This window comes from Rudanella lutea DSM 19387 (genome assembly GCF_000383955.1).
Lineage (GTDB): Bacteria > Bacteroidota > Bacteroidia > Cytophagales > Spirosomataceae > Rudanella > Rudanella lutea.
In genome coordinates, this window is record NZ_KB913013.1 from 3,150,453 (window position 1) to 3,173,014 (window position 22,562).

The window sequence follows — 22,562 nt, forward strand, 5'->3', positions numbered from 1 at the left end:
TTTCTGTACACGAACAATTCGGGCCGAAACAGACGGAGGGCCCACTTGTGACGTTTTCCCAACAGGTTGTTATTTTGTAAAAACTCCGATCTGCCATCTTGATTCCGAATCGTTCTGTTCTCCGTACCTACCGCCGTCGTTTAACCAACCTCAGCAGCCGCAACCGGTCGTTGTTACTGTCGAGCCTGCCCGCCGATGGATTTCTGGATCTGCACGACACCGATTTTGTGCTCAACAAACCGTCGTTCAGCCTTATTCAGCAACTGCTGGCCCGCAAAGCAAGCATCCCGCTCTGCGATGTGCTCGACCCCCGGCACGAGAAAGTAAATCAGATCAGCAAACGGCTCGGGCGCATTGCCCGCACGGCCCGGTTTATTGAGGAAGAACGCGGCACCGAAGACCTGTACGTAGGCTGGCCGTTTGTGCGCGGGCTTTTTATGGATGGTACCCCCGTACACGCACCCCTGCTGTTTTTTCCGGTGCAGATCGAGCACAAGGGCGACCAATGGCACCTCACCCGCCGGGGCGATGAAGAAGGCTTTGTAAACCCGACGTTCATGCTGGCCTACGCTCACTTCAACGCCGTGAAGTTACCAGGCGAGTACATAGAGAAGGAGCTTGACGAGTTCGACAAAGACTCACTCACGTTTCGGACGCAACTGTACGAGTGGCTCAAAGCCAGCCCACTGAAGATTAACTTCAACCAGGACCTGTTTGTCGACCTGCTCCGCCCCTTCGACAAGGTTACCCAGAAAACCCTGCACGCCCTCGAAAAAACCGGCGAACTGAAGCTGTACCCTGAGGCCGTTCTGGGCATCTTTCCACAGGCTGGCTCGTTTCTGGTACCCGACTACGATGCCCTGCTGACTAGTGAGGAAAGCGAGACGCAAAATCCGGTCGAGGCCGCAGCGATACCATCGCTCACCCCCCTCTCCCCGCCCCCCGCCCCATACGCCCTGAAAGAACGCTTCCTACGCACCCCACTGCCTATGGATGCCTCGCAGGAAGCTGCCGTGCGGGCCGTAAAAGGGGGCGAATCGCTGGTGGTGCAGGGGCCACCGGGCACGGGCAAGTCGCAGTTGATTGCCAACCTCATGGCCGATGCAGCCGCCGAGGGCAAGCGAGTCTTGCTGGTTTGTCAGAAACGAGCTGCTCTCGATGTGGTGTTTGAGCGGCTGAAGCAAGTGGGAATGGAGCCATTCATTGCCCTTATCCACGATTTTCAAGATGACCGCAAAGCCCTTTACGCCCAAATTGCCGGGCAAATTGAAGCCATCGACCGCTACCGACAGCAAAATCACGGGCTCGACGCTGTGCTGATTGAACGGGATTTTGACCGCGAGAGTCGGCAAATCGACGAATTGCTCGACGAACTGGAAACGTTCAAGCACGCCCTGTTCGACACAACCGAATGCGGGGTTTCGGCTAAAGAATTGTACTTGAATACCAACCCGGAGGCCAACACCATCAAGCTGGACGACCTTTATCCACATTTCCAACTTAACAATGTGGATAACTTTATCCAGCGACTACGGCACTATACCGATTATCAACAACGACTGGGGCCAAATCACCCCTGGAACGACCGGGTTTCGTTTGCGTCGTTTTCCACCACCGATCAGTTTGTGCTCGACCGGGCCGTAGCCGCCGTTGGTACGGTATCCCAACAGACCGCGTCGGTAGCCGCTACACATGGCATACAGTCCCTCTCACTCGATACATGGCGTAGCTGGCACGAGTCGGCCTGGGCTCTTGAAGCCCTGCTTTCGCTGCTGAATGATGCCAACAGCCGGGCACTCTGGACGGCCGTTCTGTTTTTGCGCGAGGCCGCCGACCACCCGGCGGCTACCGTGGCCGAGGGCGAGTTGCTCCGGCTGGCTAATCGCTGGGAAGAAGCCCTGACCGCACCGGGCCCCCTGGTTCTGCCGACCGAACAAACGGAGCTCGACGGGCTGGCTGTGCTCCTCAATTCGGCCATTGACGCGCGCCCGTCGTGGGTGAGCTGGAATTGGTGGCAACTCACCAATCCCGGCAAAGACAAACTGCTTCAATTAGCGGGCATGAATGGGCTCACCACCTCGGCCGACCACCTTCGTACCCTGCAAGCCCGTTTACAGAAACGGCAGGCCCTAAACGAACTGGCTCCTTTCGCCGAGCCGCTGCTGGCCTCACTCCCGCTCGCTTACGAACCGGAGACCTTACGGCTGTTGCAGGATGCACGCGAGGTTGTGGCCCGCATGGCCGATCTGCCCGTGCTTACTCAGCTACCCGCTCAGCACTGGATTTCGGCGGGTCAGTTTGCCCAAACGGTGCGAGCATTGCGGGCGCAGGCCGACGAGGTAGCCAACGCCCTCGCCGACTGGCAGCCGTTTCTGACCTCCACGCAAATTGAGATACTGTGGGCCAACCAATCCCATGCCGACACCCTCCGTCGGGCCCTCCGCGCTGATTTTGATTTGCTGATTGAAAACGACCGGCTATGGGCTCAATTGAGCGAGGTAGAGCAAACCGTAGCCGAGCGCCTGGCTACCCATACCGAGGCCAACCCGACCGGCATAGTGGCTCTGTTTATGAATAGCCTGCAACTGGCCTGGCTCAACCATCTGGAGCAGAAATACCCCAGTTTGCGGTCGGTATCGTCGTTGCGGATGAGTCAGCAGGAACAGGCTCTGCAAACCAGTATCGAGCAAAAACAACGCCTGAGCCGCGATATTCTCCTGATGCAGCTGCGCCAGCAAACGTACCGCAACCTGACCTTCAACCGGCTCAACAACGTGACTACGTACCGCGATTTACTGCATCAGACCACCAAAAAACGGAACGTGTGGCCGGTGCGTCGGCTCATGAGTCAGTTTGCCATCGAGGTGTTCCGGCTGGTGCCCTGCTGGATGGCCTCACCTGAGTCGGTTTCGGCTATTTTTCCGCTTCAGGAAGGACTGTTTGATCTGGTCATTTTTGATGAAGCCTCGCAGTGCTTTGCCGAAAACGGCGTGCCCGCCATGATTCGGGGTAAACAAGTGGTAGTGACCGGCGACAATCAGCAACTTCGGCCCAGCGATTTGTACCGTACGCGTATGGACGATGAAACGGCCGGCGACGAAGCCGACCAAACCGCGCTGGAAGTAGAGTCGCTGCTCGAACTGGCGGCCCAGTCGTTGCCGCAGGTATCGCTGACGGGCCATTACCGGAGCCGTTCCCTCGATCTGATTCAGTTTTCGAACGAACACTTTTATGGGAACAAACTGACCTTGCTGCCCGACCGCCCAACCCTCAACCGGCAAATTCCGGCCATTCGGTACCTGTTGGTGGGCGGGCAGTGGCAGCAAAACACCAACCCCGTGGAGGCAGAGGCCGTGTTGCAACGCGTGCGCGCACTGGCCACCGAACAGCCGGGCAAATCGGTGGGCGTGGTTACGTTTAACTACCCGCAGCAGCAACTCATTCAGGATCAACTCGAAGAGGCCCACTTGCCGGTGGCCTTTGTCAAGAATATCGAAAACGTACAGGGCGACGAGTGCGATGTCATCATTTTTTCGGTGGGCTATGCCCCCGATGAGCGGGGTCGGCTGGCGATGCAGTTTGGTAGCCTGAATCAGGCGGGTGGGGCCAACCGGCTCAACGTGGCCGTTACCCGCGCCCGCGAGCAGGTGTACGTGATCACAAGCCTGCGCCCCGAGCAATTGTCTGTCGAGACCGTTGCGAACGACGGGCCGCGCCTGCTCAAAGCTTACCTACACTACGCCCAACGGGTGTCGGCGGGCGAGTTTCGGCCGCAGCCCCGCCCGGTGGAGGGACTACGCCCGGAGGGGCTGCTCAAAAGTCAACTGTCGCGTCGGCATCCCAACTGGCAACCTGAGCTCCCGGTGGCCGACCTGACCGTTCGGGAAGGCGATGCGTACACAGCGCTGATTCTGACCGACGACGATCAGTATTACCGCCAAACCGTAAAAGAGGCCCATGCCTTACTGCCCTTCGCTCTCCGCGACAAACAATGGCCCTACGAACGGCACTGGAGCCGCGAATTCTGGAAAAATAACGCAGGCTGACCGGTTTTTACCACCGGCCCCGGCCCTCCCCGTCCTGTCTTTCAGGAGGGGGAACTGCAACGTCCAACCTGACGAGTACAAGGGCGGCACTCAAAATCGCTCAGTTTGCCTGGTCAGTCTCCCCATCGCCTTTTCAGTCGATCCATCGAACCTCTCATGTCTACCTCTCAGGCACTAAGGTTGGTATGCCCGCAATCAACTTTTCAAACTACCTTTGCGTTGTCAAAAAAGGAGTTCAAGGTTCTCCATTACACTTTCCCCATTAAGAAATGGCTTCACAGTACGATGTAATTGTGGTAGGTAGCGGGCCGGGCGGTTATGTAGCCGCCATCCGGGCGTCGCAATTGGGCATGAAAACTGCGGTAATCGAGCGCGAAAGCCTGGGCGGAATCTGCCTCAACTGGGGCTGTATTCCCACCAAAGCATTGCTCAAAAGTGCTCAGGTTTTTGAATACATCAAGCATTCGGCCGACTACGGGATTAAGGTAGCCGATGCCAGCGCCGATTTCGGGGCCGTTATCAAGCGGAGCCGGGGCGTAGCCGAGTCCATGAGCAAAGGAGTGCAGTTTTTGATGAAGAAAAACAAAATCGACGTCATCAACGGCACCGGCAAAGTGGTTCCGGGCAAAAAAGTAAGCGTGACCGATAAAGACGGCAAAACAACCGAATACGAAGCCAAACATATCATTGTGGCTACCGGTGGCCGGGCCCGCGCCCTGCCAACCGTCCCCATCGACGGACAGAAGGTTATTGAGTACCGGAAGGCCATGACCCTCGAAAAACGGCCTGATTCGATGCTCATTATCGGATCGGGGGCTATTGGTGTCGAGTTTGCGTACGTGTACGCCAGCATGGGCACCAAGGTGACCATCGTGGAGTTTATGCCGAACATTGTACCGGTCGAAGACGAAGACGTTTCGAAAGAACTGGCCAAGCAATACAAAAAGCTCGGCGTCGAGATTTACACCAACTCCGAAGTTCTGAAAGTAGACACGAGCGGGGCTGGTTGCAGCGTGCTGGTGAAAACCCCACAAGGCGAGAAAACCTTCCAGACCGACATTGTGCTGTCGGCGGCAGGGGTGGTTGCCAACATCGAGAACATTGGTCTCGAAGAAACGGGCATCAAAACCGACCGGGGCAAAATTGTTACCGACGACTACTACCGGACCAACGTGGAAGGCTACTACGCCATTGGTGACTGTACCAAAGGTCAGGCTCTGGCACACGTAGCCTCGGCCGAAGCCATCATCTGCGTGGAGAAAATTGCCGGTTTGCCCCACGTGGAGCCGCTCAACTACAACAACATTCCGGGCTGTACGTACTGCGTACCCGAAATTGCGTCGGTAGGCTACACCGAAAAAGCCGCCCGCGAAGCCGGCTACGAGATCAAAGTGGGTAAATTCCCCTTCTCAGCGTCGGGTAAGGCGAAAGCATCGGGTGCTCCCGAAGGGTTCGTGAAAGTAATTTTCGACGCGAAGTACGGCGAGTGGCTCGGTGCCCACCTCATCGGCAACAACGTAACGGAAATGATTGCGGAGGTAGTAGCAGCCCGTAAACTCGAAACCACTGGTCACGAGATTTTGAAGGCGGTTCACCCCCACCCGACCATGTCGGAAGCCATCAAAGACGCAACCGAAGCAGCCTACGATGAGGCTATTCACTTGTAGTAACGTTGTTTGTACGCATATAAAACGGGGCTGGCAGTGTTGCCAGCCCCGTTTTATTAGGACGCTTTTTCACGGAAAAAGTACGAGCGTTGTTCGTTCTCGATGTCATCGTAGGTGTAAAACCGCGCTCCTTTATGTTTAGCCTGATACCGAATCAGCACAAAATCGCCAACGCAGGCCGTTGTGTGAATAAACAGGGTCATTCCCCAGAAAAGGCCGTACTGCGGCCAGATAATCCACCCGGCAATAAGCCCCGCCGAAATCACCAGAAACGGCATAATGGCAACCCAGAACAGTTCCCGGCCATTGTGCACGAATTGCTGCGCGTAGGCGTACACAATCATGCTTTTCCACGACCCACCGAACCCAACCTTCTGGGCACCGTAATATTTAAAAACGGCGGCATGAATTAGCTCATGAATAGGCAGCAGCACAAAGAAACCCAGAAAAGCCAGGCCAAACTCTGTACCCGCCCGACCAAATACCTCTGGTGCACCAGTACCGCCTTTGCCCAATTGACCGCCGACCAGATACCCGAAAACACCACCGCCCACCAGAAAACCAATAAGAAAGAAGACGGTCATAAACCGATTATTGGGCTTTTTGGTGGGTTGCGCTGAGGTTTGAAGGCCCAGTTCCTGCGCCAGAAACTGCCCCATTTCGTCGATGCGAAACGAATTGATCAGTTCGTAGCGGCCTGAGTTGTGTAGTTCATCAATAGTCGGTTTCATACAGCAGGGGTTAATTTTTCCCTTAAAGTAAGCCGTTCTATCAAAAAACTCAACCGATCAGGGACGAGGGGTTTGAAAGGGCCACTGTTGGCGCACACGCGACGAAATCAGGTACGCGATTACGCCGAGCCCGATCACGGTCAGGCCGGAAAGCATAAACGAAAGCCCGGTCGAAATGAAGATGAACGCCCACACCCCAATGGCCAGCACAATAGGCACGGGGTAGATGGGCATACGAAACGGAAATGAAGCCGCCGTTTTGCGCGACCGCAGAATCCATAACCCAACCGCCTGCCCAATAAACTGAATGACGATCCGCATGGCCAGAATCGCCGTAATGACATCGCCCAACCGAAACAGGAGACTGAACACAAACGCCAGTCCACCCAGAAACAGCAACGAGATATACGGAAACTGCCGGGTGGGGTGCAACCGGGCGAAGATGGAGAAAAACTGCCCATCGGCCGCAGCGGCATAGGGCACCCGCGAGTAGCCCAGCAGTACCGCAAACAGCGACGAAAACGCCACGACCAATACCATACCCGTAGCCAGTTGAGCGGCCTGCACCCCATAAATCCGCTCAATCACACTACTGACAATGAATTTGCTCTCCTTAGCCTCCTGCCACGGAATAACTCCCACCACGCTTATATTGAGCAACAAATACAAAATGGCGATACCCGCAATGGAGATAAACATACTCAGGGGAATGTTGCGCCCCGGCTTCCGAATCTCCGACCCTAAGTGGCACACGTTGTAGTAGCCGAGGTAGCAGTAGATGGTCTTCACCGAAGCCGCCCCCAGACCCGCAGCCCACCAACCGCCATTGGCCGGACTTGGCTCCAGCGCAGCGGCCAGCGTTTGGCTAACCGGACTGTTGGCATGGGTGAGCCCGCCAATAATAATCCAGCCCAGCGTAAGCAGCACGGCCCCCCAGAACACCATTCCGATACGGCCGATGTCGTCGATTTTGCGGTAGAGAAGCAAAATCACAAACAGGACCGCCACCCCCGAAACGGCTTTTTGTTGCCACGGATCCAGCGGAACCAGGTACGAGAAGTACTGCGCAAACCCAATGGCCCCTGAGGCTACTACCAGCGGAGCCTGAATAAGCGTTTGCCAGACGTACAGAAACGAAAACAATCGCCCCCAACGCTGCTCCCCATACGCAATCTTCAGAAAGTTGTAGCTGCCTCCGGCCAGCGGGTAAGCCGCCCCCAGCTCGGCCCAGATAAAGGCATCGATAAACGAAACCACCGCGCCCAGTACCCACGCCCAGATAAACTGAGGCCCGCCAATGATCTGAATCACGAGCGGTAACACCACAAACGGCCCAATACCGACCATATCGATCATGTTCAGGGCCGTTCCCTGCAAGAGACTAAGCCGCCGGGGCAAAGCGGTAGGAGTCGAATCAGAAGGGACATCAGCATGTCCGGGAGCCGTAGAGTTTGCCAAATCAGGAGAGGAAAAAGGGGTCTGAACTACCGGCATTTAGCCGTACTGCTAAGTGAGACAGGCTGTTGATTAGTTCCGACGGTCGCAAAGTTGTCAGGAACCAACCCCGCCCCGGACCAGTGGTACTGTATCGAAACAAAATAACCAACAATTCCTGTAGACTTTAGTTGGTAAATAACAAGTCCATTTGGAACAAACGACTCAACAACGAAAAACAAGCTCATGAAACGTTCATTCTTTGCCGCAGCGTTACTCATCGGCCTATCGATCGGTGCCAACGCCCAGACACAAACGCAGAATACCTCAAATGGGGTCTCCACCAAATCGAGCCCTGCAACCGGGTCGGCCGAAGGGCTCAACCGGAAAGGCACCGGTGAGGAAAGCCCCAAAATGAAGTCGGGGGTCAGCCGAAGCGGTAACAGCAACCTCTCGCCCACCGGCCCAACCAATACCCACGGGAGCACTTCGGAGGGTACCGGTAGTGTGCGCTCCACAGGCGGAGCCGAAGGAACCGGCACCCGGCAAGCCCGCGGGGGCGTGAAAGGCGCCCAGAATGCCCGCAACAACACGGCCAACGATGGCGGTACTACTGGCCCCGGTGCTACCGGCGGTAACAGTCGCAATACGACCCGGACCAACGAAGAATCGACATCAGGCTCAACGGGCGGCTCAAAACGGCCTACGTCAGCCGCAGGCGTTCAGAAAGAATCGCGCACCAACGACCGGAACGTGGGTACGGGCTACCCGGAGCCAACCGGTGTTGGTAAGCCCGGCACACCCGCCGGAACAGCCAAAGGCAAAAAAGGCACGTCGAACCAATAAAGGGTTTATGGTTTATAGTTCATCCCTCATGTTCGTTCATCCGCAATCAACTATAAACCAGAACGCGGGCCACTAAGAACCATAAAATTAAAAAAAGGCCAGCCGCACCGCGACTGGCCTTTTTCAATCAGGTAATCAAGCCTCAGCAACTTCGGCCAGCACCGGATAGTCGGTGTAGCCTTTTTCGCCGGGCGTATAAAACGTTGAGAAATCAGGTTGATTGAGATCGGCACCGGCTTTGAAGCGCTCTACCAAATCAGGGTTAGCAATAAACGGACGGCCAAACGCTACCAGATCAGCCCGACCGCTTTCGAGGGCTTCCTCAGCTGTCTGAGCCGTGTAGCCACCACTCAAAATCAGCGTACCCGTGTACAGCTGACGAATTTGTGCTACAATCTCAGGAGCCACCGCCGGAGCGCCCATGCTCGCGTGGTCTACCAAGTGTACGTACACTACGTAGTCGTTTAGCTTCTCGGCCAGATAGGTGTAGATCGCATCGTACTCAGGGCTGTACGGCATATCGTTGAACACACCATAGGGCGACAACCGAATCCCTACTTTTTCTTTGCCGATAGCTGCAGATACACCTTCGGCTACCTCCAGCGCAAACCGGGCGTGGTTTTCTACACTGCCGCCGTACTCATCGGTACGCGTGTTGCTGGTAGGCCGCAAAAACTGCTCAATCAGGTACCCATTGGCACCGTGCAGCTCCACCCCGTCGAAACCAGCTTCAATGGCATTCTGGGCGGCCGTCACAAACTCCTGCACCGTTGCTTTCACCTCTTCGGTTGTGAAGGCGCGGGGCGTCGGTTGGTCCAGCATACCCTGCTCGTCGGTGTAAATCTGACCCGCTGCGGCAATAGCCGAAGGAGCCAGCACCTGCCCACCCGCGTGCATATTTACCGGATGCCCTACCCGACCGGTATGCATCAGCTGAGCAAAAATGCGCCCGCCTTTGGCATGAACTGCTGCGGTAACGGCTTTCCAGCCAGCTACCTGTTCCGGTGTGTACAGACCCGGCACCCGAGCATACCCATTACCATTAGGCGAGGGAGCCACACCCTCTGTAATCAACAGCCCGGCCGATGCCCGCTGTTCGTAATAGGTGGCCATGATATCGGTAACGTCGTGCCCGGTAGTTGCCCGGTTACGCGTCATAGGGGCCATTACAATCGGATTCGATAAGGTCAGGCCGCCCAACTGAGCGGGTGCGAATAGTTTATTTGCCATGATGAGTTAAATCGTGTTATTCAGGAGCACAACCAATCGAATCATTTAAAAGTTTGAATGTATTTGAAAAAATTTTAACCCAGCTCCTTCAAAAAAGCGCACAATTGCTGGAGAGCCTGCTTGTTGAGCCGCAGAAATACGTTGCGCCCTTCTTTCTGGGTATCCACTAATCCGCTATCGGTAAGCTGTTTGACGTGGTGCGATACGCACGGCTGCGACAAGCCCGTCATCTCCTGCACATCGGAGCTGGTCATTGTTTCCTGTTTAGCCAACTGCATCAGGATCGCCAGCCGGTATTTATCGGCAATGGCCCCCGTTACTTTCTCCACGTTTTTTGGTTCCATAGCGGTAGGTTGTTCGTCCAAAACGATAGAGGGCGGTCTTTAATTCACCAACTCAATAGACATAGCCGCAAATTCCTCTTTCTCGTGTTTTTGACTATGAATGTAAAACGCTGCGTCTACATCAGCTTACTCTGCCTTTTTTTGTACACGACCGCCCGAGGGCAAACGTTTACCTCATCTGACCTGCCCATCCTGCTGATCAACACGGGTGGGCAGCCCATCATCAACGAGCCAAAGATACGGGCTACGCTCACATTGATTGATAACGAAACCGGGAAACGCAATCATATCACCGATAAACCGGCTCTCACAAGCCCGATTGGTATTGAGCTGCGGGGGTCGTCGTCGCAGGATTTTTTTCCGAAAAAGCCTTACGGGTTCGAGCTGCGCGACTCCGGCGGTAGCAACTCGGTTAAGCTATCGCTGGTGGGTATGCCCGCCGAAAGCGACTGGATACTCAACCCGACATACAATGACAAAACCCTGCTGCGCGAGGCTTTGGCCTACGACCTCAACCGCCGAATCAGCCGATACTACACGCCCCGTTTCCGGTACTGTGAGGTCGTGCTCAACAATGGGTACGATGGGCTGTACTTGTTGCAGGAAAAGATAAAACGGGACAAAAATCGGGTCGACATTACCAGTATCAAGAAAACCGACCTGTCGGGTGATGCGCTAACGGGTGGTTACCTGCTTAAGATTGACAAATTTGAGGGGTCAATGTCGGAATCATGGATGTCGGCACAAGCCGGGCGAAATACTAAACAGGTTAACATCCTCATTGACCGGCCCAAGCCCGCAGACCTGGCTCTCGAACAGTTTCAATACATCAAACAGTACGTTACTGACTTCGAGACCGCTCTCGCTGGTGACGCCTTTGCCGACCCCACCAACGGCTACGCCCGCTACCTCGATGTGGAGTCGGCCGTAGATTACATGCTACTTACCGAGTTGTGCCGCAACGTGGACGGCTACCGGCTCAGCACCTTTTTTTACAAAGATCGGGACAGCCGAAACGGCAAACTCACAATGGGGCCCATCTGGGATTATAACCTCGCCTTTGCCAATGCATCGTACTGCAACGCCGACAAGCCCGAAGGCTGGGCGTATCAGTTCAACGAGGTTTGCCCCAATGACCCCTATCCGCAACCATTCTGGTGGGAGCGGCTCCTACAAGACCCCGCCTTTGCCGCCCGGCTGAACAACCGATATCAAACGTTACGGCAGGGCGTGCTGGCCACTCCGCGGATTCACGCTTACCTCGACTCAACCGGAAAAAGCATTACCGACGCGCGCATCCGCAACTTCACCCGTTGGCCCGTGATTGGAACGCAGCTTTGGCCCAATGACTTTGTTGGAAAAACCTACGAAGATGAGGTTAATTACCTGAAAGACTGGGTCACCAAACGGCTCGCCTGGCTGGATGGGGCCATGCCGCAACTAGCTACCGAACCAGCCCTTACGCTCCTGATAAGCCCCAATCCGACAGCCGAGACCGTTACGGTCCGTTACCAGCTCGATCAACGTACGGATGTCCGGCTGGTGTTGACCGATTTACAGGGCCGTCGGCTGTTTAGCACCGAAGTCATGAATCAAGAGCCGGGGCCACATGCGTACACGGTGCCACCGGGTCAGCTACCAACCGGCCCCGGTGTTTATCTGCTCACGGTACAGGCTACTGGCTATCGGCAAGCCACCAGGCGGGTTGTACGCTATTAGGTTTGCCAAACCGCCTGCTTTTAGAGATACCGGCGGGTAGTGCATACGCGCCACTCGCCGGGTCACGCAACAATTTGCTATCTGTATGACAATTTCGTGGGCTGATTTTGAAAAGGTTGAGATGCGCGTGGGCACCATCGTGGCAGCTGAGCCCTTTCCGAAAGCCCGCAAACCGGCCTACCAGCTCACCATCGACTTCGGGCCTCTGGGCATCCGCCGATCATCGGCCCAGATTACTACCCTCTACGAAGCCGAAGCCCTGGTTGGGCGGCAGGTTGTTGCCGTCGTGAATTTTCCTCCCAAGCAAATCGCTACCTTTATGAGCGAATGTTTGGTACTGGGTTCGGTAGCCGACAACGGTACCGTGACCTTGTTACAACCCGAACGACCCGTGGAAAACGGGTTACGCATTGGGTAATTGCCCTTGAACATTGATTGATGCCTAATGGTCGCAGACCACCTACGAATGAAAAAATTCCTGCTACTCGGAATCACGCTTTCCTTCTTCCAATGGGTTGCCAGCCCAGTAGACACGGTTGGGCAGTCGCGCCCGATGACCGAAGACGACTATTACCGGATTGTCACGTTACCCGTACCTGAGGGCGTAAGCCTGGAAGTGGGCGGCCTGGCCCCCCTACCCGATGGCCGTTTGGCGGCCTGTACGCGCCGGGGCGATGTGTGGCTCATTGGTAACCCGTACATGCAGGGTAGCCGCGTGCCCACGTTCAAGCGGTTTGCGGCTGGTTTGCACGAGCCGCTCGGCCTGATGTGGCACCCCAAGGGCTACCTCCTCTGTACGCAGCGGGGCGAGGTAACCAAACTGATTGACAACGATGGCGACGAGGTGGCCGACGAATACAAATCGTTTTACAAGTGGCCTCTCTCCGGCAATTACCACGAGTACAGCTACGGGCCGTTACTGCTACCCGACGGCGATATGGTTATTACGCTCAACCTCGACTGGATTGGCTACGGAGCCAGCTTAGCCAAATGGCGGGGTTGGATGCTCAAGCTCAACGAGAAAGGCGAAATGACCCCCTGGGCTACGGGCCTCCGCTCACCAGCCGGCTTTGCCGTGTTGCGCGATGGCAGCATTTTCTACGGCGAAAATCAGGGCGACTGGGTTGGCTCAGGCCGGGTAACACACCTCGAAAAAGGCGACTTTGCCGGCAACCCGGCAGGCTTGCGCTGGTCGGGCGAGCCGAATTCACCCCTCAGCCTGAAACCCGAAGAGGTGCCCAGTACGGGCAAGCCCATGCACGAGGTAGCCAAAACGGTTAAAAACCTGAAAGTACCCGCTGTGTGGTTTCCGCACACACTGATGGGCATTTCGACGTCCGACATGCGCGAAGACACCACCGGGGGCGCTTTTGGCCCGTTTGCCGGTCAGGTGTTTGTGGGCGACCAGGGGCACAGTAAGGTGATGCGCATGGCCCTCGAAAAAGTAAACGGCCAATGGCAGGGTGCGTGCTTCCCCTTCCGCGAAGGGCTGCAATCGGGTATTCTCCGCATGGTATGGGGTCAGGATGGATCCATGTTTGTTGGCATGACCAGCCGGGGTTGGGCCAGCACCGGCAAATCGCCCTACGGTATTCAGCGGCTGGTATGGACCGGCAAAGTGCCGTTTGAAATGAAAACGATTCACTCGCGCCCCGACGGTTTCGAGGTTACGTTTACGCTCCCCGTCGACCGCAAAACCGGTGAAGACCCCAACTCGTACAGCCTGAACAGCTTCACCTACAAATACCACCGTACCTACGGCAGCCCCATCGAAGACGCCCGGCCCGTGCCTATCCGGGGTGTCATTCTATCGGCTGATGGCCTCTCGGCCCGAATCGTGGCCGATACGACCCTGCGCGAGGGCTACATCCACGAGCTGAAAGCCGAAGGGGTTCGGTCGGTAGCGGGTAGCTTACCCCTACTTCACAACACGGGTTATTACACACTCAACAGCATTGCCCCCGGCGAGCGTGTCGCTAACTTACCGGCTCGGGCAGCCGCAACAGCATCGGCCAGTACCGGCATGAGTGGCCACAACCACGGCGCTATGCTCGAAGCCTCGGCTGGCAAAGCCCCCGCCGTAAGCAGCAAAGGGAAGCCTGCCAGCGCCAAAACAACCGGCAGTAAGGCCGACACGAAAGCCGTCAAACGCCTGACGGAGCAACCCGCTGACTGGACCAACGGCCCCGACCAAACAATCACGATCAGTACCAAACCCGGCCTTAAATTCGATACGGAGCAGGTGCAGGTGAAAGCCGGTAGCCGGGTAAAATGGGTGTTCAACAACAACGACGATATGCTCCACAACTGTGTAATTACCAAACCGGGAACCGCCAACGCGGTAGGCAACGCAGCCATGCGCCTGAACCTGAACGGAGCCAAAATGAATTACGTACCTACTTCGGCCGATGTCCTGTTCCATACGAACATCTTACAGCCCGAAACGGCCGAGAGCATCTATTTCGTAGCCCCCAGCGAACCCGGCGACTACACGTTTGTGTGTACATTCCCCGGTCACCATACGCTCATGCAGGGCACATTGAAAGTGGTTAAGTAAATTTCACAGATATACTTGCCAACGCACAAACCCGCCCCATCCCGGCGGGTTTGTGGTGTTTTAGGGCTTTTGGTAAGGCATCTCCCAATCAGAGCGCCTTTTTTGGTACATAGCAGCCTGTCAAAAAAATTTTGCCCGGCTGCAACGCTACGTACTTCTCCTGGGTAATGGTTGTTTAGAAGCCGCAAACGTCAGGCGCCGACGTGCGGTCCCAACAATAAAACCAACCAGTTATCTTCATGAAAAAGATTTTGTTCCTCTGCCTGTTGGCAACGTCATTGATCGGTCTGTATGGTTGTGATTCCAATAGCTCGGCGGTAGAGCCCGAAGATGAATTGTTGAGCCAGGCTCGTATGGGGGCGCAGGCCGCCGGCCAAACGGGCGACGGTCGCCTGACCAAGGTGGAAATCAGTGCGCTGCCCGCAGCCATCACCAGCTACATCGCTAAAAACTATAGTGGCTACACGGCCGAAAAAGCCGGAAAAGACAGCGACGGCAACTTTACGGTTGTTATTAAGCAGGGCAACACCATGAAAGCGCTTCAGTTTGGCGCCGATGGGGCCTTCAAACAGGAGTTAGCGTTCGGCGGTAAAGGCAAAGGGCATAACCATCCCGGTGGTCCTGGTGAGCGTGGCCCCAACAGCTTCACCTCCATTGATGTGGCTACCCTGCCCGCAGCCATCACCAGCTACGTAACCACTAAATACGCCAGCTCAACAATCAGCGGTGCCGCTCAGAATGCCGAGAAACTGTACGTTGTGTTCGTAAAAACCACCACCGACCGGGTAGTGCTTGAGTTCAACGCCGATGGCAGCTTCAAGCAGGAGGTAGTACGGCCCGGCCGTGGCAAAGGCAGCTTCACCGACGTTGCCGTTGCCGATCTGCCGCAAACCATCTCGGCGTACATCAAGTCGACGTATGCGGATAGCACTATCAAGAAAGCCGCCAAGAGCAACGTTGACAGTGGTTTTGTGGTCTGGATCACCAAAGCCGACGGCACCAACGTAGGGTTGTCGTTCGGGGCCGACGGAGCGTTTAAGCAGGAAATTAAGTGCACGCGCAACCAGAAGCCAACCAACTAAGAACGTTTTGGGGTGGGTAAAGTCGGCTCTTTCCAGCACGACACACCCACACACGAATTGTTAGCTCAATAGTGTTTGTTTAACGTAGTACAGAGCGGACCGGCCCCTATGCGCCGGTCCGCTTTTTTGTGGCTACAGGCTTTCGGGTGAGGGCTCTCCAAACGTCGGGCTGTCTCCTTATCTTTGCCCCATGAATACCAAACCGTTTATCGTCGGCATTACCGGCGGCAGTGCGTCGGGCAAAACATCGTTCCTCCACGAACTGATGAGCGCCTTTTCCGAAGATCAGATCTGCCTTATCTCGCAGGACAATTACTACCGTAGTCTTGACTCCGTACCTATTGATGATCAGGGGGTTCATAACTTCGACCTTCCCGAAACCATCGACCACTTACGGTATGCCGAGCATATTCAGGAGCTGCGGTCGGGCGGTATTGTGGAGCAGTTGGAATACACCTTCAACAACCCGACGGTTGTACCCAAAATTCTGACATTCAAGCCCGCGCCCATCATTGTGGTCGAAGGCATTTTTGTCTTTTACTTCCGGGAAATTGCCGACCTGCTCGACCTCAAAATCTTCATCGATGCCAAGAACAGCATCAAGCTGGAGCGCCGGGTCAAACGCGATGCCGAGGAGCGCGGTTACGACCTCGACGATGTGATGTACCGCTGGAAATACCACGTGAAGCCCACCTACAAGCAGTTTATAAAGCCCTACCGGGCCGAAGCTGACATTGTCATTCCAAACAATGTGCATTACCGCAAAGGGCTCGACGTGGTGATTTCGTATCTGAAAACCAAAGTCCCGACGGTATAGCCAATGGCCTCTGTTCAGATTATGCCGGCTACGGAAGCCGACGTGCCCCGGCTCAACACACTTGTCAACAGCGCGTACCGGGGCGAATCGTCGCGCCGGGGCTGGACCACCGAAGCCGATTTGCTCGATGGAGTCCGAACGACGGAAAAATCGTTGCAGGCGCTTCTTCAGGACCCGCACATCACCATTCTGAACTATGTGCAGGACGGCGAATTGATCGGTTGCGTTTGTCTGGAAAATAAAGGTACGGCTCTATACCTTGGTATGTTGACCGTTTCTCCCGACGCGCAGGCCAACGGTATTGGCAAACACTTGATGCAGGCGGCCGAAGCGCACGCCCTTGCCCACGGATGCTCAAAAATAACCATGACCGTTCTGCCAATGCGCCATGAGTTGGTAGCTTTCTACGAACGGCGGGGCTTCCGAGCCACTGGCGAAACGCACGCCTTCCCGTCAGACGACCCAAACTTTGGACTTCCCAAACTGCCCCTCGAATTCATAGTGATGGAAAAAGAGCTCCGGCCCAATCCGGCAGATTAGTTAGCCGAGCAGGGGCGTAATTAACCGACCCACGGCTTCGAGACCCTCTACATCGGCCTGACTGAAATCGTCGAGCTGGTCGCTGTCTACATCGAGTACCATGGCAACCTCGCCCTGCGGATCGAAAATAGGCACCACGACTTCTGATTTCGACGCTGAGCTACAGGCGATATGTCCCGGAAATTGCTCTACGTCGGGCACCAGAATAGTCTGCTGTTGGGTGTAAGCCGCTCCGCACACGCCCTTATCGAACCGAATCCGAGTGCAGGCAATTGGTCCCTGAAAGGGTCCGAGCACTAATTGACCTTCTTTTTTGAGGTAGAAGCCAACCCAGAAAAACCCAAATGCCTCCTTTAGCGCTGCTGCTACATTGGCCAGGTTGGCAGTCAGATCGGTTTCGCCTTCGAGTAGCCCGGCAATCTGCGGAACTAAGCTTTCGTAAATAGCCGCCCGGTCGGTGGTTTGGGGGAGAATAAGTGTTTCTGCCATAGGTGTTTTTCGTTTCTGGTTAATAGTTTTTTGTTCGAACCAGTCGATACACAGTCTTAAAAATACCGCACGACCGATACATTTTTGGGTGCTACAGGATAACCAAAAACAATAAACTAAAACTATTTGACGCTAAAGGAACGCGGATGACACGGATTGAACAGATCGACACGGATTAAAAAAAATCTGTGCAAATCCGTTCAATTCGTGTCATCCGTGTGCTGAGTTATTAAGCAATGACTCGCCCAAAATACCGGTTTAGCCAGGTTTGGCTTGCCGGCTTGAGCCAGTTAGCGGCCAAATCGGCTTTCGTGCTTACCAATGTGTTAAAGACCGTTGTTTCGGGAGTGAGCCGACCATCGAGAACGGCTTCTTTGATTTTGGGCAGCGGTAGGGTCTCTACCACACCACCGGGGGCCGCGTAAACCGCCGACCGATCAAAAAAGTCGATGCTCAGTTGTTGGCCAATCTGCTTGAGATAATGCGTTGAGGCATCAATCGAACACCCACTGGGTAAGCTGTAGCCTTCGTCGACGGCAATCACGACAAACCGATTAGCCAGCACCTGAGCCGATGCCCGCAAAGGTTGTCCATGGGCCGCCCATCCGTTCAGGGCCGGTTCGAGCGAGGCCTGAATCTGCTCTACTTCCGCGTCGGTCAGCGGACGATTTGCCTGATACACCCACACGCGGGCGTCGTCGGGAAGTGAATCGAAGTTTGTGTACATAACAGTAGCCAGTGAACAACGAACAACTAACAACGAGCAGTTAAAAGAGGTACTTGTTAATTGATCACTGTTAACTGTTCGTTGTTAGCTGTTCACCTATTACAACCCCTGCCCCTGGGCAATCAGTTCCGAAATATCGTACACCTTGACCCGCTCTTCCTGATTCTGGTTTTTTACTCCGTCGGACATCATAGTCATGCAGAATGGACAGGCTACGGCGATGGTATCGGCCCCGGTACCGAGGGCTTCCTGCACGCGCTCCACGTTGACGTCTTTATTGCCAGGCTCCGGCTCCTTAAAATACTGAGCCCCACCCGCTCCGCAGCAAAGGCCATTGGCTTTTGAGCGCTTCATCTCGACCAAATCGGCATCCAGAGCCGCCAATACCTCGCGGGGAGCCTCATACACCTTGTTGGCCCGACCGAGGTAGCACGAATCATGGAACGTAATCCGACGCCCTTTAAACGACTCGCCACCGGCTACTTTCACCCGCCCCTCATTGATAAGCTGCTGCAAATACGTCGAGTGGTGAATCACCTCGTACTGCCCGCCCAATTCGGGGTATTCGTTCTTGATCGTGTTGAAACAGTGCGGGCAGGCCGTCACGATTTTCTTTACGTTGTAGCCGTTAAGCACCTGGATGTTCGAGACGGCCTGCATCTGAAACAGAAACTCATTGCCCGCCCGGCGCGCCGGATCACCGGTGCAGGCCTCTTCGGGTCCGAGTACGGCAAACTTGATACCCACATGGTTCAGAATCCGGACAAAGGCGATAGTCACCCGCTTGTACCGGTCATCAAACGAGCCGGCACAACCGACCCAGAATAAAATTTCAGGTTCTTCGCCAGCGGCCATCATCTCGGCCATGGTCGGAACGGAGTATTGAGACATCGTAAGTGAAGTTTTCTGTTTTCGGTCTACAGTTTACAGTTTTCGAGAAACCGGACCAGCTCTATGGCGCCAGCAACTGAAAACCGAAAACTGCAAACCGAAAACTTATGAATTAATCTGATCGGCCCAGTTAAACCGGTCGCTTGGTGAAAATTTCCAGGGGGCCATGTTGTTTTCGATATTGCTGAACATGGCGTTCCACGAGCCGGGTGCCTGCGACTCTTCCATTACCTTGTACCGGCGCAGTTGCAGGATAATATCGAGCGGGTTAATGTTGATCGGGCAGGCATTCACACACGCCTGACAGGTGGTACAGGCGTTGATTTCTTCCACCGTGATGTAGTCGCCCAGCAACGATTTTTCGTCTTTAAACTCGGGGCCATTCTGCACCCAGCCACGCTGAATATCTTCGAGCCGGTCGCGGGTATCCATCATGATCTTCCGGGGCGACAGTTTTTTGCCCGTAATATTAGCCGGGCAAGCCGCCGTACACCGCCCGCATTCGGTACAGCTGTAGGCATTCATGAGGTTGATCCAGCGCAGGTCTTCCACATCTTTGGCCCCAAACCGCCCAATGGTGGGCGGCTGTTCGCCGTTGTCATTGCCGCCCGACGGGTCGGCCTGCTCGGGCGAGATACCCAGCATCAGCTGCACCTCTTTGGTCACCTCAGGCATGTTGGTCATTTCGCCTTTAGGCTTCAGGTCCGAGAAATACACGTTGGGGAAGCCCAGGGCAATGTGCAGGTGCTTTGAGTAAGTTACGTACACGGCAAAGCCCATGATTCCCAGAATGTGCAACCACCAGGCGGCCCGTTCGTAGGCCACCAGCGCCCCGTCACTAAAACCGGTAAAAAGCGGCTTCAGATACTGACTGACCAAGAAATCGGGGACAATGCCCTGCAATTCGCCGTAATGCCCGATTCCCCGATCGCGCAGTACGCTGTCCGACGCGTTCCAGGTCAGAAACAGAATCATCAGCACAATCTCGGCCACCAGAATATAGGTTGCATCTTTAACCGGCCAGTTTTTCAGTTCCCGATGGCGTTCGGGTTGCAACCGCTGTACTTTCGATACCCACCGGCGCGTCAGGAACACCACGCACACGGCCAGAACCCCGAAAGCCAGCACCTCAAATACGTTGATCAAAAACGGATAAATGGGCGTGATAAACGGCGCGAAAACCCGGTGGGCCCCGATAAGCCCATCCACAATGATCTCCAGAATCTCAATGTTGATGATAATGAAGCCCGCGTAAATCACGAAGTGCATAATCCCCACCAGCGGGTTGTCGAACATTTTTTTCTGTCCAAACGCTACCTGCAACATGATTTTCAACCGCTCACCGGCATTCGCCGATCGGTCTTCGGGTCGGCCCAGCTTGATAGCCCGCGTGATGAGTTTGACCCGTTTTGTGATAAACCAGGCCGTTACACCCAGCGCTATCACAAAGAATACTTGCTCTAAATATGCCATACGAAAAGTTGATCGCTACTGACTTCCAACCGATTGGCTCGTCAGCTTGTCTGATGGTGAAAAATATTTTCTAAAAATGTTGCTTTGTGGGCAATCTGCCCATAGTTTTGCACCCACGTTTAACAGACGCCGAGGTGATGTAGCTCAGTTGGTAGAGCAAAGGACTGAAAATCCTTGTGTCGGCGGTTCGATTCCGTCCATCACCACCTCGCTTAGAAAGCCTTCTCGTTCGGGAAGGCTTTTTTCGTGTCCGTATGTCAGATAGTATGCGTGCATAACATTTTTTTGAATGGGCAAATATAAGCCATTTGACCCTTGTAGCAACACCTATGGGCCATAATTGTTGTACTATCAATAGATATTTAAGTACAATACCCGCCTTAGCCGAGCCAGGTTTTACGCCCCTTCTAGCTCCCAAATAACTCACTGACTATCAGATCATAGACAAAGCCGGAAGTTGGAGTCCGGCTTAATGATTACCTTTGTTTTATGGAAATTACTTCGTTTGACGATTTCGCTCTGAATCGCCAGCTACTCAACGCCATTGCCGATGCCGGCTACACCACCCCTACCCCGATTCAGCAGAAAACCATTCCGCTTATTCTGGGCAATCACGATGTACTGGGCATTGCGCAGACCGGCACGGGCAAAACGGCCGCCTACGTGCTGCCGTTGCTGATGAAGGTGAAATACGCGCAGGGCAAAAATCCACGGGCGCTGATTCTGGCCCCGACCCGCGAGCTGGTCATGCAAATCGACGAAGCCATTGCTCAGCTGGCCAAATACACCGACCTACGGCATATAGCCTTGTACGGTGGCCTTGGCCCCAAAACCCAGATTGCTGCCCTCGACGCTGGCATTGATATTATTGTGGCAACACCGGGCCGTTTCATGGACCTTTACCTCACCGAGTCGATTGTGACGAAGGAGCTTAAGACCATGATTCTGGATGAGGCCGACAAGATGATGGACATGGGTTTTATGCCTCAGATCCGCAAAATTCTGGAGGTTATTCCCCGCAAGCGGCAAAACCTGTTGTTTTCGGCCACCTTCCCCGAAAAAGTTGAACGCCTATCGGCCGAATTTCTCGAAGCTCCGGTGCGGGTTGAAGTGACCCCGCAGGCTACCGCAGCCGAAATGGTGACGCAAACGCTTTACGAAGTGCCTAATTTTCGAACCAAAATAAGCCTACTCGAAGAACTGGTAGAGCGCGAGGCTTTCGAGCGAGGTATTGTGTTTACCCGCTCCAAAACGACCGCCGAAAACGTGTACAAGTTTTTACAGCGTAAGGTAGTCGAAGAAGGGCAGGTACGGGTCATTCACGCCAATAAGGGCCAGAATACCCGGATCAATTCGATGGAAGCGTTTAAAGAAGGCTCGGTCAAGATTCTGGTGGCTACCGACGTAGCGGCTCGCGGTATCGACGTGGCCGAGGTGTCGCACGTGATTAATTTCGATGTGCCGCTTATTTACGAAGATTACGTGCACCGGATTGGGCGCACCGGCCGGGCCAACCGCTCGGGTCAGGCCATTACGTTTATGACGCCACCGGAAGCGTATCATATCCAGAAAATCGAAAAAATTATTCGGATGCCCATCCCGCGCGAGGCCCTGCCCGCCAACGTCGAGGTAACCGAAACGCCGTTTGATGAGCAGCAGGCCATGCTTCGCGAAATCGACGAGCAACGTAAAAAAGAAGACCCCACGTTTAAAGGTGCTTTTCACGAGAAAAAGTCGCTCGGAACCGCCAAAGCCCGTGCCGTTAAAAGTGGGGCACAATCGGCCCGGGCGGCCAAATTAGGCGTAAAACCAGGTGGCGGAAAGCCCAAAACGGGTGGACCAAAGCGGGCAGGCACCTCGGGTAGACCCGGCGGACCCAAGCGAAAAGGGCGGAGATAATCTGCCGGGAAAACACTATATTTCCCTTCCTTTTCGTTCTAGAAAAGCATGTCTGTTATCGAGTATGACA

The 22,562-nt window shown here is 54.9% G+C and carries 18 protein-coding genes and 1 tRNA gene; 11 read left to right on the forward strand and 8 right to left on the reverse strand.

The features are described from left to right. The first annotated feature begins 98 nt into the window (after positions 1–98). Positions 99–4,046: an AAA domain-containing protein gene (locus RUDLU_RS0112985; RefSeq protein ID WP_019988822.1), complete on the forward strand. Its 3,948-nt coding sequence runs from the start codon at positions 99–101 to the stop codon at positions 4,044–4,046. Positions 4,047–4,315: 269 nt separating this feature from the next. Then, entirely contained in the window at positions 4,316–5,713 is a 1,398-nt protein-coding gene (gene lpdA / locus RUDLU_RS0112990; RefSeq protein WP_019988823.1) for a dihydrolipoyl dehydrogenase, read from the forward strand. A 56-nt stretch (positions 5,714–5,769) separates the two neighbouring features. Here lpdA and RUDLU_RS28770 read toward each other — a convergent pair whose 3' ends face one another. Together RUDLU_RS28770 and RUDLU_RS0113000 are read right to left on the reverse strand one after the other, a co-directional pair. Further along, complete coding sequence (locus RUDLU_RS28770; RefSeq protein ID WP_019988824.1) at positions 5,770–6,444, reverse strand: DUF3267 domain-containing protein; 675 nt, start codon at positions 6,442–6,444, stop codon at positions 5,770–5,772. Positions 6,445–6,501: 57 nt separating this feature from the next. Continuing rightward, positions 6,502–7,902 (reverse strand): APC family permease, encoded by a 1,401-nt coding sequence (locus RUDLU_RS0113000; protein ID WP_044130304.1) that lies wholly within the window; start codon positions 7,900–7,902, stop codon positions 6,502–6,504. A gap of 222 nt (positions 7,903–8,124) precedes the next feature. On the opposite strand from RUDLU_RS0113000, the gene RUDLU_RS0113005 reads away from it, so the two are divergent. After that, positions 8,125–8,724: a hypothetical protein gene (locus tag RUDLU_RS0113005; RefSeq protein WP_019988826.1), complete on the forward strand. Its 600-nt coding sequence runs from the start codon at positions 8,125–8,127 to the stop codon at positions 8,722–8,724. Between the two features lie 135 nt (positions 8,725–8,859). Here RUDLU_RS0113005 and RUDLU_RS0113010 read toward each other — a convergent pair whose 3' ends face one another. Then, a complete protein-coding gene (locus RUDLU_RS0113010; protein ID WP_044129427.1) occupies positions 8,860–9,954 on the reverse strand; it encodes an alkene reductase in 1,095 nt (364 codons plus the stop codon). A 74-nt stretch (positions 9,955–10,028) separates the two neighbouring features. Further along, a complete protein-coding gene (locus tag RUDLU_RS0113015; RefSeq protein ID WP_019988828.1) occupies positions 10,029–10,298 on the reverse strand; it encodes an ArsR/SmtB family transcription factor in 270 nt (89 codons plus the stop codon). Positions 10,299–10,394: 96 nt separating this feature from the next. On the opposite strand from RUDLU_RS0113015, the gene RUDLU_RS0113020 reads away from it, so the two are divergent. The 6 genes from RUDLU_RS0113020 to RUDLU_RS0113045 all read left to right on the forward strand — a co-directional run bounded on the left by RUDLU_RS0113020 (position 10,395) and on the right by RUDLU_RS0113045 (position 17,013). Further along, positions 10,395–12,017, forward strand: a complete 1,623-nt coding sequence (locus tag RUDLU_RS0113020) for a CotH kinase family protein (protein ID WP_044129428.1) — start codon at positions 10,395–10,397, stop codon at positions 12,015–12,017. Between the two features lie 85 nt (positions 12,018–12,102). Further along, complete coding sequence (locus tag RUDLU_RS0113025) at positions 12,103–12,435, forward strand: tRNA-binding protein (protein WP_019988830.1); 333 nt, start codon at positions 12,103–12,105, stop codon at positions 12,433–12,435. Positions 12,436–12,483: 48 nt separating this feature from the next. Then, positions 12,484–14,574: a plastocyanin/azurin family copper-binding protein gene (locus tag RUDLU_RS0113030; protein ID WP_027303021.1), complete on the forward strand. Its 2,091-nt coding sequence runs from the start codon at positions 12,484–12,486 to the stop codon at positions 14,572–14,574. Between the two features lie 239 nt (positions 14,575–14,813). After that, positions 14,814–15,656 (forward strand): PepSY-like domain-containing protein, encoded by an 843-nt coding sequence (locus tag RUDLU_RS0113035; RefSeq protein WP_019988832.1) that lies wholly within the window; start codon positions 14,814–14,816, stop codon positions 15,654–15,656. Between the two features lie 190 nt (positions 15,657–15,846). Beyond that, positions 15,847–16,473, forward strand: coding sequence for a uridine kinase (udk, locus tag RUDLU_RS0113040; protein ID WP_019988833.1), 627 nt, complete (start codon positions 15,847–15,849; stop codon positions 16,471–16,473). A gap of 3 nt (positions 16,474–16,476) precedes the next feature. Beyond that, positions 16,477–17,013 carry a GNAT family N-acetyltransferase gene (locus RUDLU_RS0113045; RefSeq protein ID WP_019988834.1) on the forward strand — a complete coding sequence of 179 codons (537 nt, stop codon included), beginning with the start codon at positions 16,477–16,479 and terminating at the stop codon, positions 17,011–17,013. On the opposite strand, the gene RUDLU_RS0113050 is transcribed toward RUDLU_RS0113045, so the two are convergent. The 4 genes from RUDLU_RS0113050 to RUDLU_RS0113065 form a co-directional block, all read right to left on the reverse strand. After that, positions 17,014–17,502: a GAF domain-containing protein gene (locus RUDLU_RS0113050; protein WP_019988835.1), complete on the reverse strand. Its 489-nt coding sequence runs from the start codon at positions 17,500–17,502 to the stop codon at positions 17,014–17,016. Positions 17,503–17,731: 229 nt separating this feature from the next. Then, positions 17,732–18,229: a hypothetical protein gene (locus RUDLU_RS0113055; RefSeq protein ID WP_019988836.1), complete on the reverse strand. Its 498-nt coding sequence runs from the start codon at positions 18,227–18,229 to the stop codon at positions 17,732–17,734. Between the two features lie 99 nt (positions 18,230–18,328). After that, positions 18,329–19,096 (reverse strand): (Fe-S)-binding protein, encoded by a 768-nt coding sequence (locus RUDLU_RS0113060; RefSeq protein ID WP_019988837.1) that lies wholly within the window; start codon positions 19,094–19,096, stop codon positions 18,329–18,331. Between the two features lie 129 nt (positions 19,097–19,225). Further along, positions 19,226–20,593: a 4Fe-4S dicluster domain-containing protein gene (locus RUDLU_RS0113065; protein WP_019988838.1), complete on the reverse strand. Its 1,368-nt coding sequence runs from the start codon at positions 20,591–20,593 to the stop codon at positions 19,226–19,228. Between the two features lie 133 nt (positions 20,594–20,726). Here RUDLU_RS0113065 and RUDLU_RS0113070 point away from each other — a divergent pair. Together RUDLU_RS0113070 and RUDLU_RS27435 are read left to right on the forward strand one after the other, a co-directional pair. Continuing rightward, positions 20,727–20,799 (forward strand) — tRNA-Phe (locus RUDLU_RS0113070). 283 nt (positions 20,800–21,082) lie between these two features. Then, positions 21,083–22,492, forward strand: a complete 1,410-nt coding sequence (locus RUDLU_RS27435; protein WP_019988839.1) for a DEAD/DEAH box helicase — start codon at positions 21,083–21,085, stop codon at positions 22,490–22,492. The last annotated feature ends 70 nt before the right edge of the window (positions 22,493–22,562 follow it).